15 protein-coding genes and 1 pseudogene are annotated in these 16675 nt (G+C 69.3%); 5 read left to right on the top strand and 11 right to left on the bottom strand.

Features of this window, described 5'->3' with window-relative positions:
* Nucleotides 1-69 precede the first annotated feature (69 nt).
* From OG266_RS25410 to OG266_RS25390, 5 genes and pseudogenes are all read right to left on the bottom strand, one after another.
* Nucleotides 70-825 (bottom strand): hypothetical protein, encoded by a 756-nt coding sequence (locus OG266_RS25410; protein WP_266460082.1) that lies wholly within the window; start codon nt 823-825, stop codon nt 70-72.
* Nucleotides 752-2191: a S28 family serine protease gene (locus tag OG266_RS25405; RefSeq protein WP_371548610.1), complete on the bottom strand. Its 1440-nt coding sequence runs from the start codon at nt 2189-2191 to the stop codon at nt 752-754. Before OG266_RS25405 ends, OG266_RS25410 begins: the two co-directional genes overlap by 74 nt.
* A gap of 430 nt (nt 2192-2621) precedes the next feature.
* A pseudogene (locus tag OG266_RS25400) lies at nt 2622-3071 on the bottom strand (hypothetical protein); the annotation flags it as partial.
* Between the two features lie 1277 nt (nt 3072-4348).
* A complete protein-coding gene (locus OG266_RS25395; RefSeq protein WP_371548608.1) occupies nt 4349-5359 on the bottom strand; it encodes a zinc-binding dehydrogenase in 1011 nt (336 codons plus the stop codon).
* Nucleotides 5352-5783: a 4-oxalocrotonate tautomerase family protein gene (locus tag OG266_RS25390; protein ID WP_371548607.1), complete on the bottom strand. Its 432-nt coding sequence runs from the start codon at nt 5781-5783 to the stop codon at nt 5352-5354. The genes OG266_RS25395 and OG266_RS25390 overlap by 8 nt, the downstream gene beginning before the upstream one ends.
* Nucleotides 5784-5897: 114 nt before the next feature.
* Here OG266_RS25390 and OG266_RS25385 point away from each other — a divergent pair, with 114 nt between their 5' ends.
* Complete coding sequence (locus OG266_RS25385) at nt 5898-6488, top strand: TetR/AcrR family transcriptional regulator (protein ID WP_371548606.1); 591 nt, start codon at nt 5898-5900, stop codon at nt 6486-6488.
* 185 nt (nt 6489-6673) lie between these two features.
* Here OG266_RS25385 and OG266_RS25380 read toward each other — a convergent pair whose 3' ends face one another.
* The 3 genes from OG266_RS25380 to OG266_RS25370 all read right to left on the bottom strand — a co-directional run bounded on the left by OG266_RS25380 (nt 6674) and on the right by OG266_RS25370 (nt 8323).
* Nucleotides 6674-7567, bottom strand: coding sequence for a hypothetical protein (locus OG266_RS25380; protein WP_371548605.1), 894 nt, complete (start codon nt 7565-7567; stop codon nt 6674-6676).
* 87 nt (nt 7568-7654) lie between these two features.
* A complete protein-coding gene (locus OG266_RS25375; protein WP_371548603.1) occupies nt 7655-7888 on the bottom strand; it encodes a hypothetical protein in 234 nt (77 codons plus the stop codon).
* A gap of 270 nt (nt 7889-8158) precedes the next feature.
* Nucleotides 8159-8323, bottom strand: a complete 165-nt coding sequence (locus tag OG266_RS25370) for a hypothetical protein (protein ID WP_266460066.1) — start codon at nt 8321-8323, stop codon at nt 8159-8161.
* A 302-nt stretch (nt 8324-8625) separates the two neighbouring features.
* Here OG266_RS25370 and OG266_RS25365 point away from each other — a divergent pair, with 302 nt between their 5' ends.
* From OG266_RS25365 to OG266_RS25355, 3 genes are all read left to right on the top strand, one after another.
* On the top strand, nt 8626-8952 hold the full coding sequence (locus OG266_RS25365; RefSeq protein ID WP_266460064.1) for a carboxymuconolactone decarboxylase family protein: 327 nt from the start codon (nt 8626-8628) through the stop codon (nt 8950-8952).
* A 48-nt stretch (nt 8953-9000) separates the two neighbouring features.
* Nucleotides 9001-10437, top strand: coding sequence for a DUF2252 domain-containing protein (locus tag OG266_RS25360; RefSeq protein WP_371548601.1), 1437 nt, complete (start codon nt 9001-9003; stop codon nt 10435-10437).
* A 221-nt stretch (nt 10438-10658) separates the two neighbouring features.
* Nucleotides 10659-11804 carry an MBL fold metallo-hydrolase gene (locus OG266_RS25355; protein ID WP_371548600.1) on the top strand — a complete coding sequence of 382 codons (1146 nt, stop codon included), beginning with the start codon at nt 10659-10661 and terminating at the stop codon, nt 11802-11804.
* A 25-nt stretch (nt 11805-11829) separates the two neighbouring features.
* Here the strand turns inward: OG266_RS25355 and OG266_RS25350 are convergent, their stop codons facing one another.
* Nucleotides 11830-12984 carry a prolyl oligopeptidase family serine peptidase gene (locus tag OG266_RS25350; protein WP_371548599.1) on the bottom strand — a complete coding sequence of 385 codons (1155 nt, stop codon included), beginning with the start codon at nt 12982-12984 and terminating at the stop codon, nt 11830-11832.
* Between the two features lie 192 nt (nt 12985-13176).
* Between OG266_RS25350 and OG266_RS25345 the strand changes: the two genes are divergently transcribed.
* On the top strand, nt 13177-13893 hold the full coding sequence (locus OG266_RS25345; RefSeq protein ID WP_371548598.1) for a TetR/AcrR family transcriptional regulator: 717 nt from the start codon (nt 13177-13179) through the stop codon (nt 13891-13893).
* Here OG266_RS25345 and OG266_RS25340 read toward each other — a convergent pair.
* Nucleotides 13881-14966, bottom strand: coding sequence for an acyltransferase family protein (locus tag OG266_RS25340; protein WP_371548597.1), 1086 nt, complete (start codon nt 14964-14966; stop codon nt 13881-13883). The two genes, OG266_RS25345 and OG266_RS25340, sit on opposite strands and share 13 nt — an antisense overlap.
* Before the next feature lie 408 nt (nt 14967-15374).
* On the bottom strand, nt 15375-16619 hold the full coding sequence (locus OG266_RS25335; protein ID WP_371548596.1) for a DegT/DnrJ/EryC1/StrS family aminotransferase: 1245 nt from the start codon (nt 16617-16619) through the stop codon (nt 15375-15377).
* Nucleotides 16620-16675 lie beyond the last annotated feature (56 nt).

Genomic DNA, 16675 nt, shown 5'->3' with positions numbered 1-16675 from the left:
CTGCCGCTCCGCCTGACGGCCGACCGACCGGCCCAGCCGGCGTCGGCGGACTGCCGTGGCGTTAATTCCTCAACGAATCCCCGGATGGATCGACGGAAATCTGACACCGTCCGGGTCGAGGAAAGCAAGGAGAGTGGACAATTCATCCTTGACTTTCACCATTCTGTCCAGGTATCCGGGTGGGGCATCGGCAAGTCCATCGATTTCGCCACTCAGCCGACCGAACCATCGAGAAAAGGTCGGGTTGCTCTCCAGCTCTTCCACAAATTGAACATAGCTCATGCATTGAAGCTCGCGAGCGGCACCGGGGGTTCGCTCTATCATCAGCTCGCCGAGTGCTCGCTGTTCATCACGGTAGAGCCGGAATGCGGAATTCTCGGGATACCTGGAGGTTTCAGCGAAAGCCAGACCAATGCGGTCCAGTCTGTCCGACAGCTGTCTGGTCCGCTCCTGGTCTCCCAGGTCCAAGAATTGAACACTTTTTCGCAGAATTTCGACCCAGCCGAAATACTGAGCCAGTCTGAACAACGTGCTGGAGCGGACGTATCCCGGCTCCCCGTGGCTGCCGTCGCCGGACACGCGCGGCACGAAATCGGTATCTACAATATTGTGAATGCGAGTCTGAAGTTCGAAGGCGGCTCTCAGGAAAGGTTCCCTGAACCGACTCATGACGTTTTCTATTTCTTCTTCTTTTCTTACGCGGTGGCGGCGTACCTCCATCTCGCGCTGTATTCGTGCCGACAGGACTGCGCTATAGGTTCCAACCGTCGCGCTGGTCAACGCCACAGCTCCCGAAATGATCGCTACCCATATCTCGATCGTCACACGAAGACTGTGCCAGCCGGCGGAGCGTTGTGACAGCCTCCGTGCGGTCGGCGGGGGCCAGGTCCGCGATCGTGACGTGGTGGTTGCCGCCCGGTACCCACAGCGTGCGGGCGTCGCGAGGGCCGGGCCGGAAGTGTTCGGCGACGGACGGGTCCTGGGTGCCGTTGACGAAGAGCAACTGGCCGCCGCGCCGCCGCACCCAGCGGTCGATGTCGGGCATGGCCTCGGCGTCGAAGTGCATCGGGATGTCGGCCGGCACGAAACTGCGGGGTTCGATGGCGTCCGGGTACTGCAGGAGTCCGTCCAGATGGGCGGTGGGAACGTTCAAGTAGCCCATTTGTGTGCCGAGTTGATACCAGTAGGGGATGAAGTTCCGGGCCGTGGAGTCTGCGTAGACGGGCAGGGCGGCCGTCGCTTCCAGCCATGCGTACAGCGCGTCGGTGGAGGCGTCCGGGCCGGGGACGGCGGTGGCGTCCGCAGCGGTGCGGTTCTGCCAGAACATGAACGGCACCCGCAGGACGGCGATCTCCAGTGCCTTGTCGGCACTGCCGACGATCCGGAAGGTGTCGCCGGCGGCCGCCGCCCAGGCCTCATAGCGGGCGACCATCTCTGTGCGGCGCAGCAGCATCTGTCGCTGTGCCGTCTTCAGGGCGTCGCGGGCGGCGGCGGTGCCCACGTGCTCCAGGAACCGCACGTAGGCGGAGTCCTCGCGGTCGTCGACGTTGTTCGGGGCGGAGTAGGCGACGGTGCCGTCCACGTCGTAGGGGTGGAAGCGGCGGTGGTAGACGCTGGCCATGCCGCCCTTGCTGCCGCCGGTGGAGATCCACGCACCGGGGTACAGCCGACGGAAGAGGCGGACCACGCGGTGGTGGTCGTCGGCGGCCTGGCGGATCGTCAGGTGGGTGAGGTCGAGGGCCGCCGGGCGCGAGGTGCCGAAGAAGCGGTGCTCGACGCCGAGTTGGTTACCGCCCAGCAGGACGGCCGGTTCGGTCCGCCGTGGAATGAGCGGCACTTCGTATCCGGTGCTGAACAGGATCGTGGGCCGGTCGGTGGCGGTATGGAGCAGGGTGAGGCGCTGTTCGAAGGTCCCGGCCCCGGGGTCGTTGTGGTCGACCGGTTGGCGCAGGCCGAGCACGAAGAAGCGGTATCCGGGCTCGGCTCCCGGCCGTTCCTCGATGACCCGCAGGCCCGGAAGCGCCCGCAGGGCGTCCACCACGTCATCGGCCACCGCGCGGGTCCGGTCCGCGGCCCGCGCGCGGATCCGGTCATCGGCCCGCGCGGGCACGGCGGCCAGGCCCGCGGCCAAGGCCGCCGATACGGCAGTGGTGAGCAGACGTCGTCTCGTGAGGCTCGTGAGGGTGCGCATGCAATTCCTTTCCGGTGCCGACTGCCTCAGTACATTCGGCCGACGGCACGGGGAGATCCCGCGCGCGAGGGAACCCTCTCCCCCGGCCGGGGGAGAGACCACATCACGAGGACTCCTCAGTCGCCCCTCCTGCCACTCGTTCCATACGGCGGGTGAGTGGGCGCATGCCGTGCGGACTCAACGGCGCCGTGGTCCATGGCTTTCCGGTGTCCCGGCCGATTGCGAGTCGGCCCAAGTCCTGCCCGCCGGCGGCGTACCTGTTGTCCGGGAGTTGTTGGAGGTAGCCCTGCCGGATCAGCATCGACAGGGCTGCCGACTCGACCGTGCCGAACGTCCCCAGGGAGCGGGCGATCTGTGCCCGAGACGCCACCCCATGCGGTGCACGCGTGACAACTTCCAGGATCTTGAGGGCTTCCCGGGTTGTGCGATGTGCGGTTCCCGCGGCGAGCGAGGCACCCGCGACCACCGAGCCGCGTCGGTTGAGCACGAGGTCCGTTCCCGTGAATTCGGTGAGGACCGCGGCAGTCCGCTCGGGCGCCCACGGCACACCTCCGGGATACTCCGTACCCCCGCCGCCTTGCCTTTTCCCCGAGCGCCCGCGCCTGACCAGTCCGAGGTCCTCGATGGTCACGACACGGCCGAGACGCTCGGTGAACAGGGCCGCCAGCGCCCGCGGTACGGGATCGCGCGGGATCTCTCCCATCTCGATCCAACGCCTCACCCGCGAGGTGTCGGTCGCCAGTTGGGGGCGCCCCATGGCAGCCGCCTGCCGGTTCACCAGTCCGGCGAGTTCGCCCCTGGACCAGCCGGTCAGGCCGAGCAGGTCTTGCAGGCGGGTGTTGGGAGTGAAGTGCTGTTGACGGGGAGGCCCGCCGGACAACTCCAGGCGAACGACACGGCCGAGCTTTCGCTCCATATGGAGGGAGACCCGTTGCATGCCCTTCGATACGGCGTCGAAATCGGAGTCGCCCGGCGCCGTGAAAACGATGACGTCGCGGGTGATGCTGCGCGCGATGAAGGGCATTCCGAGGCGGCTCGTGGCGCTCAGCCACACCCGCCTCGTTCTCCGTACGCTCAGCCACCTGCCGAGAAACGTCCCGGACCCACTGGGCAGGCAGCGCCGCCAGACCCACCAGAGGATGCCGCACGCGGCCAAGCTCGACAGCGCAGCGACCTCGGGCCAACGCTCGTACAGCGCAAGCAGCATGGCCCGCCCCTCGTACCACCACCGAGCAGGCGATGTGCCCTCCCCCTCACCGGGTTCCCGCGCCGGATCAGTGCGTTGCAGCCGACCGCCGATGAGTCGACTCGCCACACACACGATGGCGGCGACCACAGCAGGGCCGAGGCTCGCGCGCAGCAGATCCATGCCGCGGGAGACGTGCGTGGCGACCGTGCCCGGGGCTCTGTCCATGAGGGTCGCGGCCTCGCTCTGGGTACAGTCCAGCGCTTTCGTCACCCATACCGAAGTGCGCTGCGCGAGGGACAGCCCGGCCAGGGCCTGTTCGATGGCACAACGGTTGGCGACCAATGCGGAGAAGTCCGCGCACTCCACTGGGTCGAAGCGCGAAGGGTCGGCCGCACGAAGGGCTTCGATTCGCCTGTGATCGGCCTGCTGCCTGGCCCGGTTGGCCACCTCGGTGCGGATCACCACACGCAGGTAGCTGATCGGATGTTCGATGGATGCCGGATTGCGCAAGGCCTTGGCGAAGGCGCTCTGCACGATGTCCTCGGCCGAGACAACCGACTCCGGCACGCCGCGAGCAAGGAGCGCCTGGCGAGCGGTCGCCGTCAGACTGACCCGGTACTTCTCGTACAGAGCGCCCAAGTCTTCGGCGGTCACCGCCTCCCGCTCAGCCATTGCCTTCCTCTCGGTTCCGGTGCCCATCCGACGAGTCGCTCGGACTTGCCGGCCGGGCCCGGATGATCTCGGCCCGGGCCAGGGACCGGTTGCGACGTGCCACGCTATCGAGCCAGCCCTTGATTGCAGGGGCCAGAGGGGCGACCACGGACAAGAGTGCAGCAGCGAGCTCCACCGTCCAACCTCCCTTGCGATGTGGGCCGTTGTCGCCCGGGAGGCGCGGTGGCCGTTCACAGAAGAGAGGTACGAGCACGCCGTTCTCATGACATGCCGTCCAAGATCTTTCAATCGTGTCGTCAGCCGTCGTTGCGGACGAAAACGGGCTTGAGGTGGTTCTCGGGGAGTGCGTCGGGGAGTTGCTCCCAGTCGAGGACGTGGGAGACGACCCGGGCGGGGTCGACCTGGCCGGAGCGGGCGAGGTCGAGGGCGTCGGGGATGTGGGCGCGGACGTTGTCGCGGGCGATGCGCAGTGTGACGCCCGTGAGGTACATGTCGAGCAGGGGCAGTTCGCCGGGGCGGAAGTGGTTGCCGGCGGACTCGCAGATCCCTTCCGGGGCAAGGGACTTGACGGTGAGGGCAAGCTGGTCGACGCGGCCGGTGGCCTCGACGGCGAGGTCGAAGCCATGTCGTACGGGCTCGATCGCCTCGGCCGTACGGGCGCCGTAGCTCTCGGCGATCCGGCGGTGTTCGGGGTCCGGGTCGACGTACAGGACGTCGGAGGCGCCGAGTGCGCGGGCGATGTCGCACACGTACAGGCCGATGCTGCCGCGGGCGACGACCAGGACCCGGGCCCCGGGCCTGTTCTTGAGGTGGGGTGCGACCAGGCGCCAGGACAGGGACCAGTTGTCGCTGGCCGAGGCCATGGCGACCGGGTCGAGGCCCGCGGGCAGGGGTACGAGCATGGCGTCCGCGAAGGGCACGCGGACCAGGTCGGAGAAGAGACCGCCCCAGCTTCCGCCGATCGGTGCGCCGTACATGGCCATGTGCGGTACGGCCGTGCAGTGGGCGGTGAGTCCGGCGCGGCAGTGGTCGCAGCTGCCGCAGTTGATGGACCAGGGGACGACCACCAGGTCGCCGGGGGCTACGGCGGTCACCGCGTCGCCGGTCTCGACGACCCTGGCCACGCATTCATGGCCGAGGGCGAAGGGAGGGTCGATGAAGCCGTGGCCCGCCAGGATCATCGAGTCCACGTCGCAGGAGGTGGCCGCGACCGGGGCGACGATCGCCTCCTGGTCGGACTGGAGCTTGGGGTCGGGCGCCTCGCGCCACTCGACGGTGCGCTTCGCGACGTAGGTCAGTTCACGCATCGGCTCGGGGCCCCTTCGCCAGTGCCACCAGGTCGGCGTAGCGGATGACCGAGCCGCCGGCGCCCCAAGTGCCCTCAGGCTGGTCGTGCACCAGCACCCACACCCTCAGCGCGTCGTTCGGGGAGAGTCCGGCGGCGTCGAGCACGGTCTTCGTCACGTCCTCGACCAGGCCCGCCTTGCGGCGCTCGGACAGGGCGCCCTGCGGAACGGTGACGTCCACGAGGAAGCGCGGCTCGTCGTCCTCGGCGGTGGTCCCCGCCCCTTCGGGCAGCTCGATCAGGTAGCTCCACGCCTGGGCTCGGAAGAACGCCGTGTCGGGCGCTCCCTCCCAGCGCAGCAGTACGGCGGCAAGGTCGCTCTGGACGCTCGCGCGTCCCCCTTCGGTGAGCGAACCGGCCGGAACGGTGAGCCGGATCATCGGCATGACGGAGTCTCCCTCGTCCCCTTGGGCTGTCCACACAGCCGCTCTATAACGGTCGTTATAACGGGAGGTCACGCTAGACTATGACGAGCGTTATAGCCAGAGGAGAGCACGGCCTTGACCAAACCCAGCGCGCCGTCGCGCGAGCGCATCGTGGCCGGTGCCGCCGACATGATCAGCAGGCGCGGCCTGAACGGCACCAGCATCCGTGACCTGGCCAAACACGCCAAAGCACCGCTCGGCTCGACGTACCACTACTTCCCCGAGGGCAAGCAGCAACTGGCCACCGAGGCGGTGCGGTACGCGGATGCGGCAGTCGCCCGCATCCTGCGCAAGGAGCTGGACGCGGGCCCGGTCGCCGGGCTGCACGCCTTCCTCGCACTGTGGCGCGGCATCGTCCTCGCGAGCGACTTCCGCGCCGGCTGCCCCGTGCTGGCCGTCGCCGTCGAGGAGCCGCCTGCCGACGAGACCCCGCCCGCCCTCGTCGCCGCCGCCGAGGCGTTCGACCGCTGGGAGGAGCTGCTCGCCGAGGCGCTGCGCGAGCACGGCGCCGCCCCCGACCGGGCTCCGGGGCTCGCGACCCTCATCGTGGCATCCGTCGAAGGCGCCATCGCCATGTGCCGTGCCAAGCGCAGCATGAAGCCCCTGGACCAGGTCGCGCAGCAGCTCGAAGCCCTGATCGTCGGCGCGCTGGACCGGTCGGCATGACAGGCGTCCCGGCCTGAGGACTTCGGGACGCCCGCCCGGACTCAGGTCCTGACCACCGTAGGGATCTCCTTGCCCTTTCACGGCTCGCTCCCGGGCGTCTCGCTGCGATCACGCCCGCAGACGCAAGCCTCCGGCCGGGAGAAGGCGTCGCATCATCGGCTTCTGTTGCTCGACGGCCACGGCAGCTACCGCTCCCCGGGATTCTCGGCAGGCTCGGCTTTGCGACCGTCGGCGGCCAGCAACGCGAGCACGGCGAGTACGGCGAGGAGGATGAGCACCAGCAGCAGCACGGTCAGCACCGTGGGGTGGTTCCAGAGCGCGAACACCAGCGCAAGGACGAGCAGCACCCCGATGGTGAGCCACCGCCGGTGGGCGTCCACCCAGGTTCCGGCCTTTCCGGTGCGCACTCCGTGAGCGCCGCCCCAGCGCGCGACGGAGTCGGCCGTACGCTCGGCTGCTCCGCGCACGGCGCGCGGCAGGCGGCCCGTACCGGACAGATAGGCGCCGATGGCCACCACGACCCCGAGGACGAGTGCGGTGCGGATGCTGCTCCGCAAGAAGCGGAGCAGAGTGTCGAAGATCGCCGCGGCCGCATCCGGCGACTGGACCTGCGCGGGAAGATGGTCGAGGTAGTAGCGGCGGGCGATCACCAGGCCGATGGCGAGGACCAGGCAGGCCGCGGCCGCGCCGAGGGTCGTGGTCACCAGGGCTCGCCGACGGCGCCGGGCGAGCACCACCCCGAGCGCCCCGAGCACCACCGTGAGAACAGGCAGCCAGTTGCCGACGACGTCGAGCAGATGGGCCCCGTCCCTGATCTTCTCCAGCTTGTCGGACTGGAAGAGCACCATCTGTTTGTCCACGTCGGGGATCTTCTCCGCCGGGGAGAGCCCGGCGTCCACGAGGTCCTGCTTGACCTGCTCGACCGCGACGCCGACATCGAGGGTGACCGTCCCGTCGCTGACCTCGGTGGCGCCGCGGCCGTCACCGGTGAGCGCGTGTACCACTGCCGAATGGGCGGCCCGGTTGGCCTCGGTCCAGATGGTCTCGAACCTGTCGCTCTCGACGAAGCGGGTCGCCACCTTGGTGACGGTCTGCTCGACTGCCGCATCCAGCTGCGGGCCCAGAGACTTGATCGCGGCACCTGCGCGCGGCGGCAGCCCCTGGGACTACAGCCACGCCGCGATGTCGGAGGTGACCTGGGCGCCGTCGACCCTGGCGCCGGCGGCTTCGGAGATACGGGTGGCCGCTGCGGCCTCGATCGCCGGGTCCGACGCGAGTGGGGTGACCGTCGACACGTACCGGCCGGTGTCCAGCACGATGTCGTGCACCCAGACAGTGATCAGGGATACCGGCACGAGAATGCAGGTGAGCGTGATCAGCACGGCCGAGACGGTGCTCATCGCGATCCGTCCGGCACGCGAGCCTTTCCGGCTCGACGTCGACGGAGGGTGAGGTGCGACGTCGGATGGCTCGGGCGGCGTACTCATGACACTCCCGGGGTGGGCTGCGGTGAGACTGCCGGCTGCCACCACTAGGCACTCAGGGTAGTGATACACGCACTCCGAGTAGCGCTTCCGGAGTATGAGACGCCCTGTGGGCGGGGGACGAAGAACACCCTCTGATGGCGCGGGAGCAGAACCACAACCTCCGCAAGGCACCGGCCGTCCGTGTCAGTCGGCGGGTTCCACCTCGCCCGGCCGCCACGTCTTGTCGAAGAACGGCTGCTCGGGGCTGTAGAAGCGCAGGATGCCGAGCCAGGGCACGACGCCGCGAAGGCCACCACCCCCGACCTGCGCGAGGCCCAGGACGCACCGGAAGGCGCCGGGAAACAGCACAGCGGTCCGCGACGCCTGCGCTGAGCCGGGCGGGATCTGCCGTCGCGCTCCGCCAGAGCCGCTTCCCGCCGCCGCACGCCCTGAGGTGCACAACACGCCCTACAGGTCGAGAGTGGAAGTAACCCGATCAGCCGAACAGGTACCCCGGTTGTGAGGAGCCGTGCGACATCAGGGAGCCGGCAATGACGACTCATGTGAGCGGGGCGCGCTCGGGTGCGGCAGTGCGGATTCCCGCGAAAACCGGCATCGGGAGCGGCTGGGTCGTCTTCGCCGCCGCCGGCCACACTTAGGAGGCATTCGACATGGCCACTGCATCTGAAACTCCTGTCCTGGACACCCTCGCCGCCATGACGGTCGACTCGATCGAGCGATGCGGGCTGGCCCCGGACATGCTCATACTCACGCGTATCGCGGCACTGGCCGCCTCGGACGCCCCGCCGATCTCCTACGTTGCCCATATCGACCCCGCCCTCCAAACCGGCCTGACCGCCGAGCAGTTGCAGGATGTCCTGGTCGCCATCGCGCCCATCGTGGGCACGGCCCGCGTCATGACGGCAGCAGGCAACATCGCCACGGCACTCGGCATCGCCATCGCCGTCGCCGATGCGGAGATCGAGTCCCAGGGCTGAGAGCGGACGCCCACCCGGCGGCCGCAGGATCAGGCAGGAGGGTCCTCGATGGCCCAGAACGCGACCACGGCGATGCGCGCGGCACTCCGCGGCACGCCCGAGGAACGCGCGGCTCTCGGAAAGGAGGCGCGGCGCCGCTCGCCCAGGTCGGGTCACGCCGAGTACAAGCCGTCTCCGGACCGGCCGGACCCGCTGGCGATCCTGGAGGCGCAGTCCGCGGCAAGGCTGCCCGAACTCGTCCCGATCCGCTACGGACGGATGATGGAAGCCCCGTTCCGCTTCTACCGGGGCGCCGCCGCGATCATGGCGTCCGACCTGGCCGACAGCCCGGCCTCGGGACTCACGGCCCAGCTGTGCGGGGACGCGCACATGCTGAACTTCCGTCTACTCGCCTCGCCCGAGAGACAGTTGATGTTCGACATCAACGACTTCGACGAGACACTGCCGGGCCCCTGGGAGTGGGACGTCAAACGGCTGTCGGCGAGTCTCGTCATCGCGGGCCGGGCCAACGGCTTCGACGACTCCGAGCGCGCCCGCATCGTGAGTTCCACGGTCCGTTCGTACCGCGAGGCGATGATCCGCTTCGCGGGCACGGGCAACCTCGACGTCTGGTACGCGAAGATCGACGCGGACCTCCTCGAGTCCCTGGCCGGCGGCGGACTCCACGGAACGAAGCGCGGTCGGGAGAACCTGACCCGCGCCATGGAGAAGGCCCGCACCCGCGACAGCCTGCAGGCCTTCGACAAGCTCACCGAGACGGTCGACGGCCGGCCCAGGATCGCGGCGGACCCCCCGCTGCTCACCCCGGCGGGCGACCTGCTGCCGGACGTCGAACGCAACGCGCTGGAGCGGCAGTTCCGCGGACTGATCGAGCGGTACGGCCGCACTCTCGCTTCCGACCGGCGCACGCTCCTGGAGGACTACCGGCTGGCGGACGTCGCCCGCAAGGTGGTCGGCGTCGGCAGCGTCGGCACCCGCTGCTGGATCTTCCTCCTCCTCGGCCGGGACGGTCAGGACCCGCTCTTCCTCCAGGCCAAGGAGGCCGACACCTCCGTGCTCGCCGGACACGTCGGCGCCAGCCAGTACCGCAACCAGGGCGAACGCGTGGTCGCGGGCCAGCGGTTGATGCAGGCCACGAGCGACATCTTCCTCGGCTGGGAACGCGTGGACGGGATGGACGGCAGGCAACGCGACTTCTACATCCGCCAGTTGCGTGACTGGAAGGGCATCGCCATGCCGGAAAGGATGCGGCCGAAGGACATGCAGGCGTTCGGCGAACTGTGCGGGGTCACGCTGGCTCGTGCGCACGCACGGTCCGGCGACCGGATCGCGATCGCCGCGTACCTGGGCAACGGCGACCCGTTCGACCGAGCACTCGCCACATTCGCGGAGACATACGCCGACCAGAACGAGCGCGACCACCAGGCCCTGGTCGACGCGGTGCACGCGGGCCGGCTGTCCGCGGAGGAACTGCCGGCGGCCTGACCCGGACGAGGACACCCGGCTCGCCCTGCCCCTCGGGCCCGCGTCGGGCCGGCACAGACGGAACCCGACCTGGCATCCCGCCTCCGCAAGCAGCTCGTTCGCAGTACGCAATCTCATGCTGCACGCCGCGAAGCCCGAGTTCGTACCGGGCTGTGGACAGGCATTCGCGTCCTGGTGAGGGTGGCTCCGCGTACCAGGAGCCGCGAAGGAGCAAATGCCTCATGTGTGAATCCTCGATCGAGTGCACAGGCGCGTCAGCGTCGGCGTCGACAACTCGTAGAACCCTGCTCGGCGCGGTGGCCGCGTCCGCCGCGGCTGTCACCGTGCCGCTGCTGAGCGGGGAGGCAGCGGCGGCTGCGAACTCGGACGCCTCCTCCGATACGAGGCTGTCGCTCACCCTCCTCGGTACCAACTCCGGGCCGCCGCCGCTCGCGGCCCGGTACGGGATCTCGCAGGCGCTGGTGGTCAACGGCCGGACGTACGTGGTCGATTGCGGGCGGGGCGCGGTGAGCCAGTACATGCGTGCCGGGCTGTCGATGCCCTCACTGGCGGCCATCTTCCTCACCCACCTGCATGCCGACCATGTCGTCGACTACTACGCCTTCCCGATGCTCGCGGCCGGCGCCGCCGGCGCGCAGGGCTTCCGGAGTCCGATCGACGTGTACGGTCCCGGGCCGGCAGGCATCGCTTCCACCGTCGCCGGAGCCCCCGGGCCCGTTCCCGGCACCATCGACATGACCAGGCTGGCGGGACAGGCGTACGCCGCCGCCCCCACCTTCTTCATGACCGAGCACATCGGCATCGACCCGGCTTCCCTGCTACGGGTGCACGACGTGCTTCCGCCTGCGGGCACCGGCGCCTCCGCCACGAACACCGCCCCGGCGATGGCGCCCTTCACGGTCATGGAGAACGACGATGTGAAGGTCACCGCCGTGCTGGTCCCGCACGGCGCGGTCTACCCCGCCTACGCGTACCGTTTCGACACCGATCACGGCAGCGTCGTCTTCTCCGGCGACACGACCCCGACGCCGAACGTCATCGGGCTCGCCCGGGGTGCCGACGTCCTGGTGCACGAAGCCCTCCACCCCGACGGGCTGGCGGCCCTCGGCCTGCCGCAGCACCTCATCGACCACATCCTGGCCACGCACACCGACGTGTCCGAACTCGGGCGGATCGCCGCCGAGTCCGGGGTGCGGACGCTGGTCGCCACCCACCTCAGTCCCGGAAATCCGGCCGCCACCTCGGACGCCACCTGGCGCCGGCTCCTGCGCGACAGCGCCCGCCGCGCCGACTTCGGTGGCCGGATGATCCTGGGCGAGGACCTGATGCGCGTACCGGTGGGGCGAAGCAACACTCGCGGCCGCTGAACCGCCCGGCCCCAGTTGCTGAAGGTCAGCCGCCGATCCGCTCGTCGAGGAAGCCCGTGATCGTGCCCATGACCTTCTGGGTCGACCAGGGGATGCCCGCCTCGGGGTCGCCGAGGAAGGACATGTCGCCGTGGTTGGCGCCCTTGACCACGTACCTGGTCGCGTCGACGCCCTTGGCCTTGAGGGCGTCGGCGAGGATGAGCGACTGGCCGGGGGAAATGATGTGGTCGTTGTCGCCCTGGAGCAGGATGAACGGCGCGGTCCTGGAGTTGCTGTAACTCGCCGGGTTCGCGGCCGCGTTGGCCGCCGCGTCACTGGTGACGGTCTTCTTGGAGCCCGGCCCGAAGACGTACGCGTTGACGAAGCTGCCCGGGGCGTTGTACGCCTTCTGCGTCGCCGCGTCGAGGTCGTCGGCGATCTTCGACAGGTCACCCGCCCCGAACTCGTCGACGACGGCCTGCACTTCGCTGCTCTGGTCGAGGTTGTCACCGATGTCGAACTGCTTGTCGCCGTTGGTGGTGCCCGCCATGGCCGCGAGGTATCCGCCCGCGGACTGGCCCCATACGGCGACCTTGGTGCCGTCGATGCCGTACTTGTCCGCGTTCGCGCGCAGATAGCGGATGGCCGACTTCACGTCGGCGACCCCGTCCTTGTAGGTCGCGCCGTTGCCGATCGTGCGGTACTCGATGCTCGCCACCGCGTAGCCCTGCTCGGCGACATAGGTGCGCTGCGCGAGGTTCGCGGTCTTGTCGTCCGTGACGAAGCCGCCGCCGGTGATGTACACGACCAAGGGCTTCGCCCCGGAGCCCTTCGGCACCTGGAGGTCCAGCTTGAGGTCGGTCTTCTTCCCGCCCGTGGTCGGCGAGGAGTAGACGATGTCCTTTTGGCTCGTGAGGTCGACCTGCCCGCACTGGATCGCCGGTCCCGTCGGATCGATGACCGTGCTGGTGCTGGTGTCCGTGGCCTTCACCGTCTTGGAGATCTGGATCGCCGCTCCCGTCGATGTTCCACCGCCCTCGGGGGCCGCGGTCGACGTGGATTCCTTGGGGCAGGCGCCGAGCGCCGACGACGAGGAAGAGCTGGAACCCGTGCTGCTCGAACCCGAGGAGCAGGCGGTGAGCAGCAGCCCCAGGGCAACGGCTCCGGTGACAGTGATGGCGAGGCGGCTCCGAATGGCCATGACTCGCTCCTTCCGTGTATTCAACGTGCAGCAGCAAGGAAACGGATATCGGATATCCGCTTCACTCGGAGTCTAGCAACTAAGTGGATAGATCGCATCCACTTACTGTCTGCGGTGCACATGCCTCACTCGGGTGCGCGGCTACCATGAGTCAGCCCGATCTCCCACTGCCCGCTGCCACGGAGCGAAGCCATGACCGCCGACAAGCCCCGGCAGCCGCCCCTGCGCAAGGACGCGGAGCGCAACCGCCGGCTGATCCTGGCGGCGGCACGGGAGGTCTTCCGCGATCGCGGGGTCGCTGCGACGCTCAATGACGTCGCCCATCACGCGCATCTGGGCGTCGGCACGGTGTACCGGCGCTTCGCCAACAAGGAGGAGCTCGTCGACGCGCTCTTCGGCGACATGGTCGACACCGTCGACCGCTACCTCACCGAGGCACTGGCCGAGGAGGATGCCTGGCTGGGGCTGACGCGCTGCCTGGAACAGGTCTGCGAAGTCCAGTCCTTCGACCGAGGCCTGCGCGAGGTCATGCTGGGCACCGGGCACGGACCGGCCCGGCAGGCACAGATCCACGGGCGCTTGAATCCCGCCGTGCAGCGGCTGCTGGCGCGGGCGCAGGAGCAGGGCAAGCTCCGCGCCGACGTGGTCCCCTCCGACTTCCCGGTCCTGCAGCTGATGACCGCCGCGGTCAGCGAGTTCGACGCGGGATCCGATGCCTGGCGCCGCTACCTCGCCATCCTCATCGACGGCCTTCGGGCCAGGCCGGACGTCGACACACTTCCCCCTGGAATCGCCGACGTGGAAGGCGTCGACCAGGCCCTCGTCGACGCCAGCGCACACGACGCGCGATCCCGTCAGAACCAGAACCCGGACCGGGACCAGGACCAGGACCAGAATCAGCGGGTCTGAGGCGAGGGTGCCTTCGGGCGGCTCTTCCTACCCCGGCGCATCAGCGGCTCCTCCACCAGGACGTACGACAGCAGGGCCATGACGACGGTCAGCACCAGCGTCGCCGCCAGTCGCCCCTCCTCCACACCGAGGGAGGCCAGCAGCCGCACGACCGGGTAGTGCCACAGATACATCCCGTAGCTGAGGTTGCGGCCGACCCAGGCCAGCGGGGCCACCGCCAGCAGCCGGGACAGCCGTCCGTCCTGCCGCAGTTCGAGCCCCGCCACCAGCGTGGCGGACACCACCGCCACCGCCAGGAATCCGACGGTGTACCAGACCGGCGTCCACCAGCCCACGTGGCCGGTGATCGGCACGTACCGGGCGATCAGCAGCAGGATGCCGAGGGCGGGCAGGGCCAGCCGTCCGGCCCACGTACGCAGCCACCGCAGCCGGGGATCGTCCGCGCGCAGCCGTGCCAGGACCACCGCCACGAGGGCGCCGGCGAGCAGCTGGTCGGCGCGGGTGTCCGTGCCGTTGTAGATGCGGTGGGCCGCGTCGGGGTTCCACAGCAGCCACCGCCACAGCACTGGCAGCGTGCACAGGACCGCCGTGCAGATCAGCACCGTGCGGGCGCGCAGCCACCTCAGCAGGACTAGGAGCAGGAGCGGCCAGAGGAAGTAGAACTGCTCCTCGACGCCGAGCGACCAGGTGTGGCCCAGCGGTCCGGTCAGGTCGGAGTAGGTTCCGGGCTGCGCGGCCCGCACGATGTTCACCACGAACAGCGCCGCCAGTCCGGCGGCCGTCCACGAGCTGTCGAAGGACCACAGCGAGGTGGTGAGCTCAAGGACCGCGCACACCGCGCAGACCACGAGCAGGGCGGGGACCAGTCGCAGCCAGCGGCGCCGGTAGAAGCCCAGGAGGTCGAGGCCGCCTGTGCGGGCGTACTCGGCGAGCAGCAGCCGGGTGATGACGAAGCCGCTGATGGTGAAGAACACATCCACCGCGACGGAGCCGCCCGGCAGCAGGCCCGACTCCACGTGGTAGACGACGACCATCAGCACCGCCAGGGTCCGCAGGCCGTCCAGCCCGCCCACCCGGCCGCTGCGTGCGGCCGCCGACGGGAAGCCCCTGCCCGAAATGCCTCTTCTCGAGGACTCCGGCGCAGCTGAATGCCCCGCGGAATGCCGTGCGGAATCCTCCTTCACCTCCCCTTCCCGGTCTCCGGTCGTCACTTGCCCGCTCGGTGCCCTGCCCATGAAGAGGATCGCCTTCCGCCTGCCCACTGCGTCGCCCGGAACAATTCGGTGTACTCAGCAACCTGTAGGTCCACAAACCGTAGAAGTGCTCGACTACCCGATTGCGCGGTGGGCAAAAGTACGGCCGACGGGTCGGTCGAGACTCCTGGGTACCGATCCGACCGCGCGCGACTGTGCCCCCTCTTCACGTCTCCTGTGTTCCCGCTGTGAAAGGGGTGACGATGGACGGGAGGGCAGCAGGACAGCTCAGTCGGCGTCCGCCCGCTCGGCCTGGGGCTGGGTCTCGGGCTGAGCCTGGGACTGGGCCTGCCAGGACGCGGGGGTCCTCCGTTCCTTGGTCAGCGCCCTGGCGATCTTGCGGGCCACGAGCGGGTCGGCCGGAAGCACGTGGGAGGCGAACCAGCGGGCGGCCGACGGGTCGGGGGACGGTTCGACGAACTCCGCGCCCGCGTAGTCGTCGAGCGGGGGGTCGTAGACGTATCCGGAGACCACGCCGTGGCTCACCAGGCGGTCTATGAGGGCGTCGCGGTCGTGCACCAGGAGCGGCGCCCGGAAGAGCGGGAGAGGGCCGGTGTCCGCCACCCGGTCGCGGAGTGCCGGGGAGGCCCAGGGGGTGCCCGCGAGGAGCGAGACACCAGCCTCGCGCCGGGTCAGGTTGCCGTCGAGAGCTGCCATCCGCAGCTCCAACTGCCCGCGCACCAGGGCTCCGTGGCGGGATCGGAAGCCGTGTAGATCGACGCGTACCCAGGGTTCGTACGCGGCGAGGCTCGGGGCCTCACGCGTGCATTCGGAGAGCTGCGGCGCGCGCAGGGCCATGCGGTAGTCGTCGCGCTCCAGCAGGCCGAGGCGCTGCAGCGTCCGCCAGACAGGACGCACCAGGTGGAGGCCGCGTACCGTCGACCGTGCCAGCGGCCGGAGTGTCGCGGTGAGGTCGTCGTGGAGGCGGCGCGGCGCGAGGAGTTCGTCGCGCAGGGTCTCCAACTCCCGTCGGGTGCGCGCGTCTTCGACGGCGAGGAAGCCGCCGGCCGTCGATGCCACATGCTTGGACAGGCTGAACACCGCCGCCTTCCCGAACGTCCCGATCGGCTGCCCGTCCACTCGCGTGCCGATCGCGTGCGCCGCGTCCTCGAACAGGGGGATCCCCAACTTCTCGCAGCGCAGGCGCAGTTCCGCGACCCGGTCGGGCATCCCGTACAGGTTGGTGGTCAGGACGGCGTCCACGTTCCGCCAGGTCGACTCCGGTACGGCGGCAGGGTCGATGTTTCCGTCCCATGCGGACACCGGGGCCGTCACAGGGCGCAGCCCGGCCGCGAGGACGACGAAGAGGATCACGTCGTCGTTCACCGGCGACATCAGCACCCGTGCGCCCGGCCTGCACCAGCGCCGCAGCGCCAGGTACAGAGCCAGCCGTGCCGAGGGCGTGTAGACGCATTCACGTCCGAGCCTCCGTGACATCGTCGCGGCGAGCCGCGATCCGTACGACGTCGTCATCGTCACCTCTTCCGTTGCTTTGGGCAGGGCGGGCCTCGCCGCGGCATTTCGGCGGG

This window comes from Streptomyces sp. NBC_00554, from assembly GCF_041431135.1.
In the GTDB taxonomy this organism is placed as follows: Bacteria; Actinomycetota; Actinomycetes; order Streptomycetales; family Streptomycetaceae; genus Streptomyces.
This window is presented reverse-complemented; position numbering and strand designations above follow the sequence as displayed.

Bases quoted from the DNA above. Each gene is read 5' to 3' on its own strand.
- OG266_RS25405 (WP_371548610.1), bottom strand. From the start codon at position 2,191: ATGCGCACCCTCACGAGCCTCACGAGACGACGTCTGCTCACCACTGCC.
- OG266_RS25395 (WP_371548608.1), bottom strand. From the start codon at position 5,359: ATGCGTGAACTGACCTACGTCGCGAAGCGCACCGTCGAGTGGCGCGAG.
- OG266_RS25390 (WP_371548607.1), bottom strand. From the start codon at position 5,783: ATGCCGATGATCCGGCTCACCGTTCCGGCCGGTTCGCTCACCGAAGGG.
- OG266_RS25375 (WP_371548603.1), bottom strand. From the start codon at position 7,888: ATGAGCACCGTCTCGGCCGTGCTGATCACGCTCACCTGCATTCTCGTG.
- OG266_RS25365 (WP_266460064.1), top strand. From the start codon at position 8,626: ATGGCCACTGCATCTGAAACTCCTGTCCTGGACACCCTCGCCGCCATG.
- OG266_RS25360 (WP_371548601.1), top strand. From the start codon at position 9,001: ATGGCCCAGAACGCGACCACGGCGATGCGCGCGGCACTCCGCGGCACG.
- OG266_RS25355 (WP_371548600.1), top strand. From the start codon at position 10,659: ATGTGTGAATCCTCGATCGAGTGCACAGGCGCGTCAGCGTCGGCGTCG.
- OG266_RS25350 (WP_371548599.1), bottom strand. From the start codon at position 12,984: ATGGCCATTCGGAGCCGCCTCGCCATCACTGTCACCGGAGCCGTTGCC.
- OG266_RS25345 (WP_371548598.1), top strand. From the start codon at position 13,177: ATGACCGCCGACAAGCCCCGGCAGCCGCCCCTGCGCAAGGACGCGGAG.
- OG266_RS25335 (WP_371548596.1), bottom strand. From the start codon at position 16,619: ATGACGACGTCGTACGGATCGCGGCTCGCCGCGACGATGTCACGGAGG.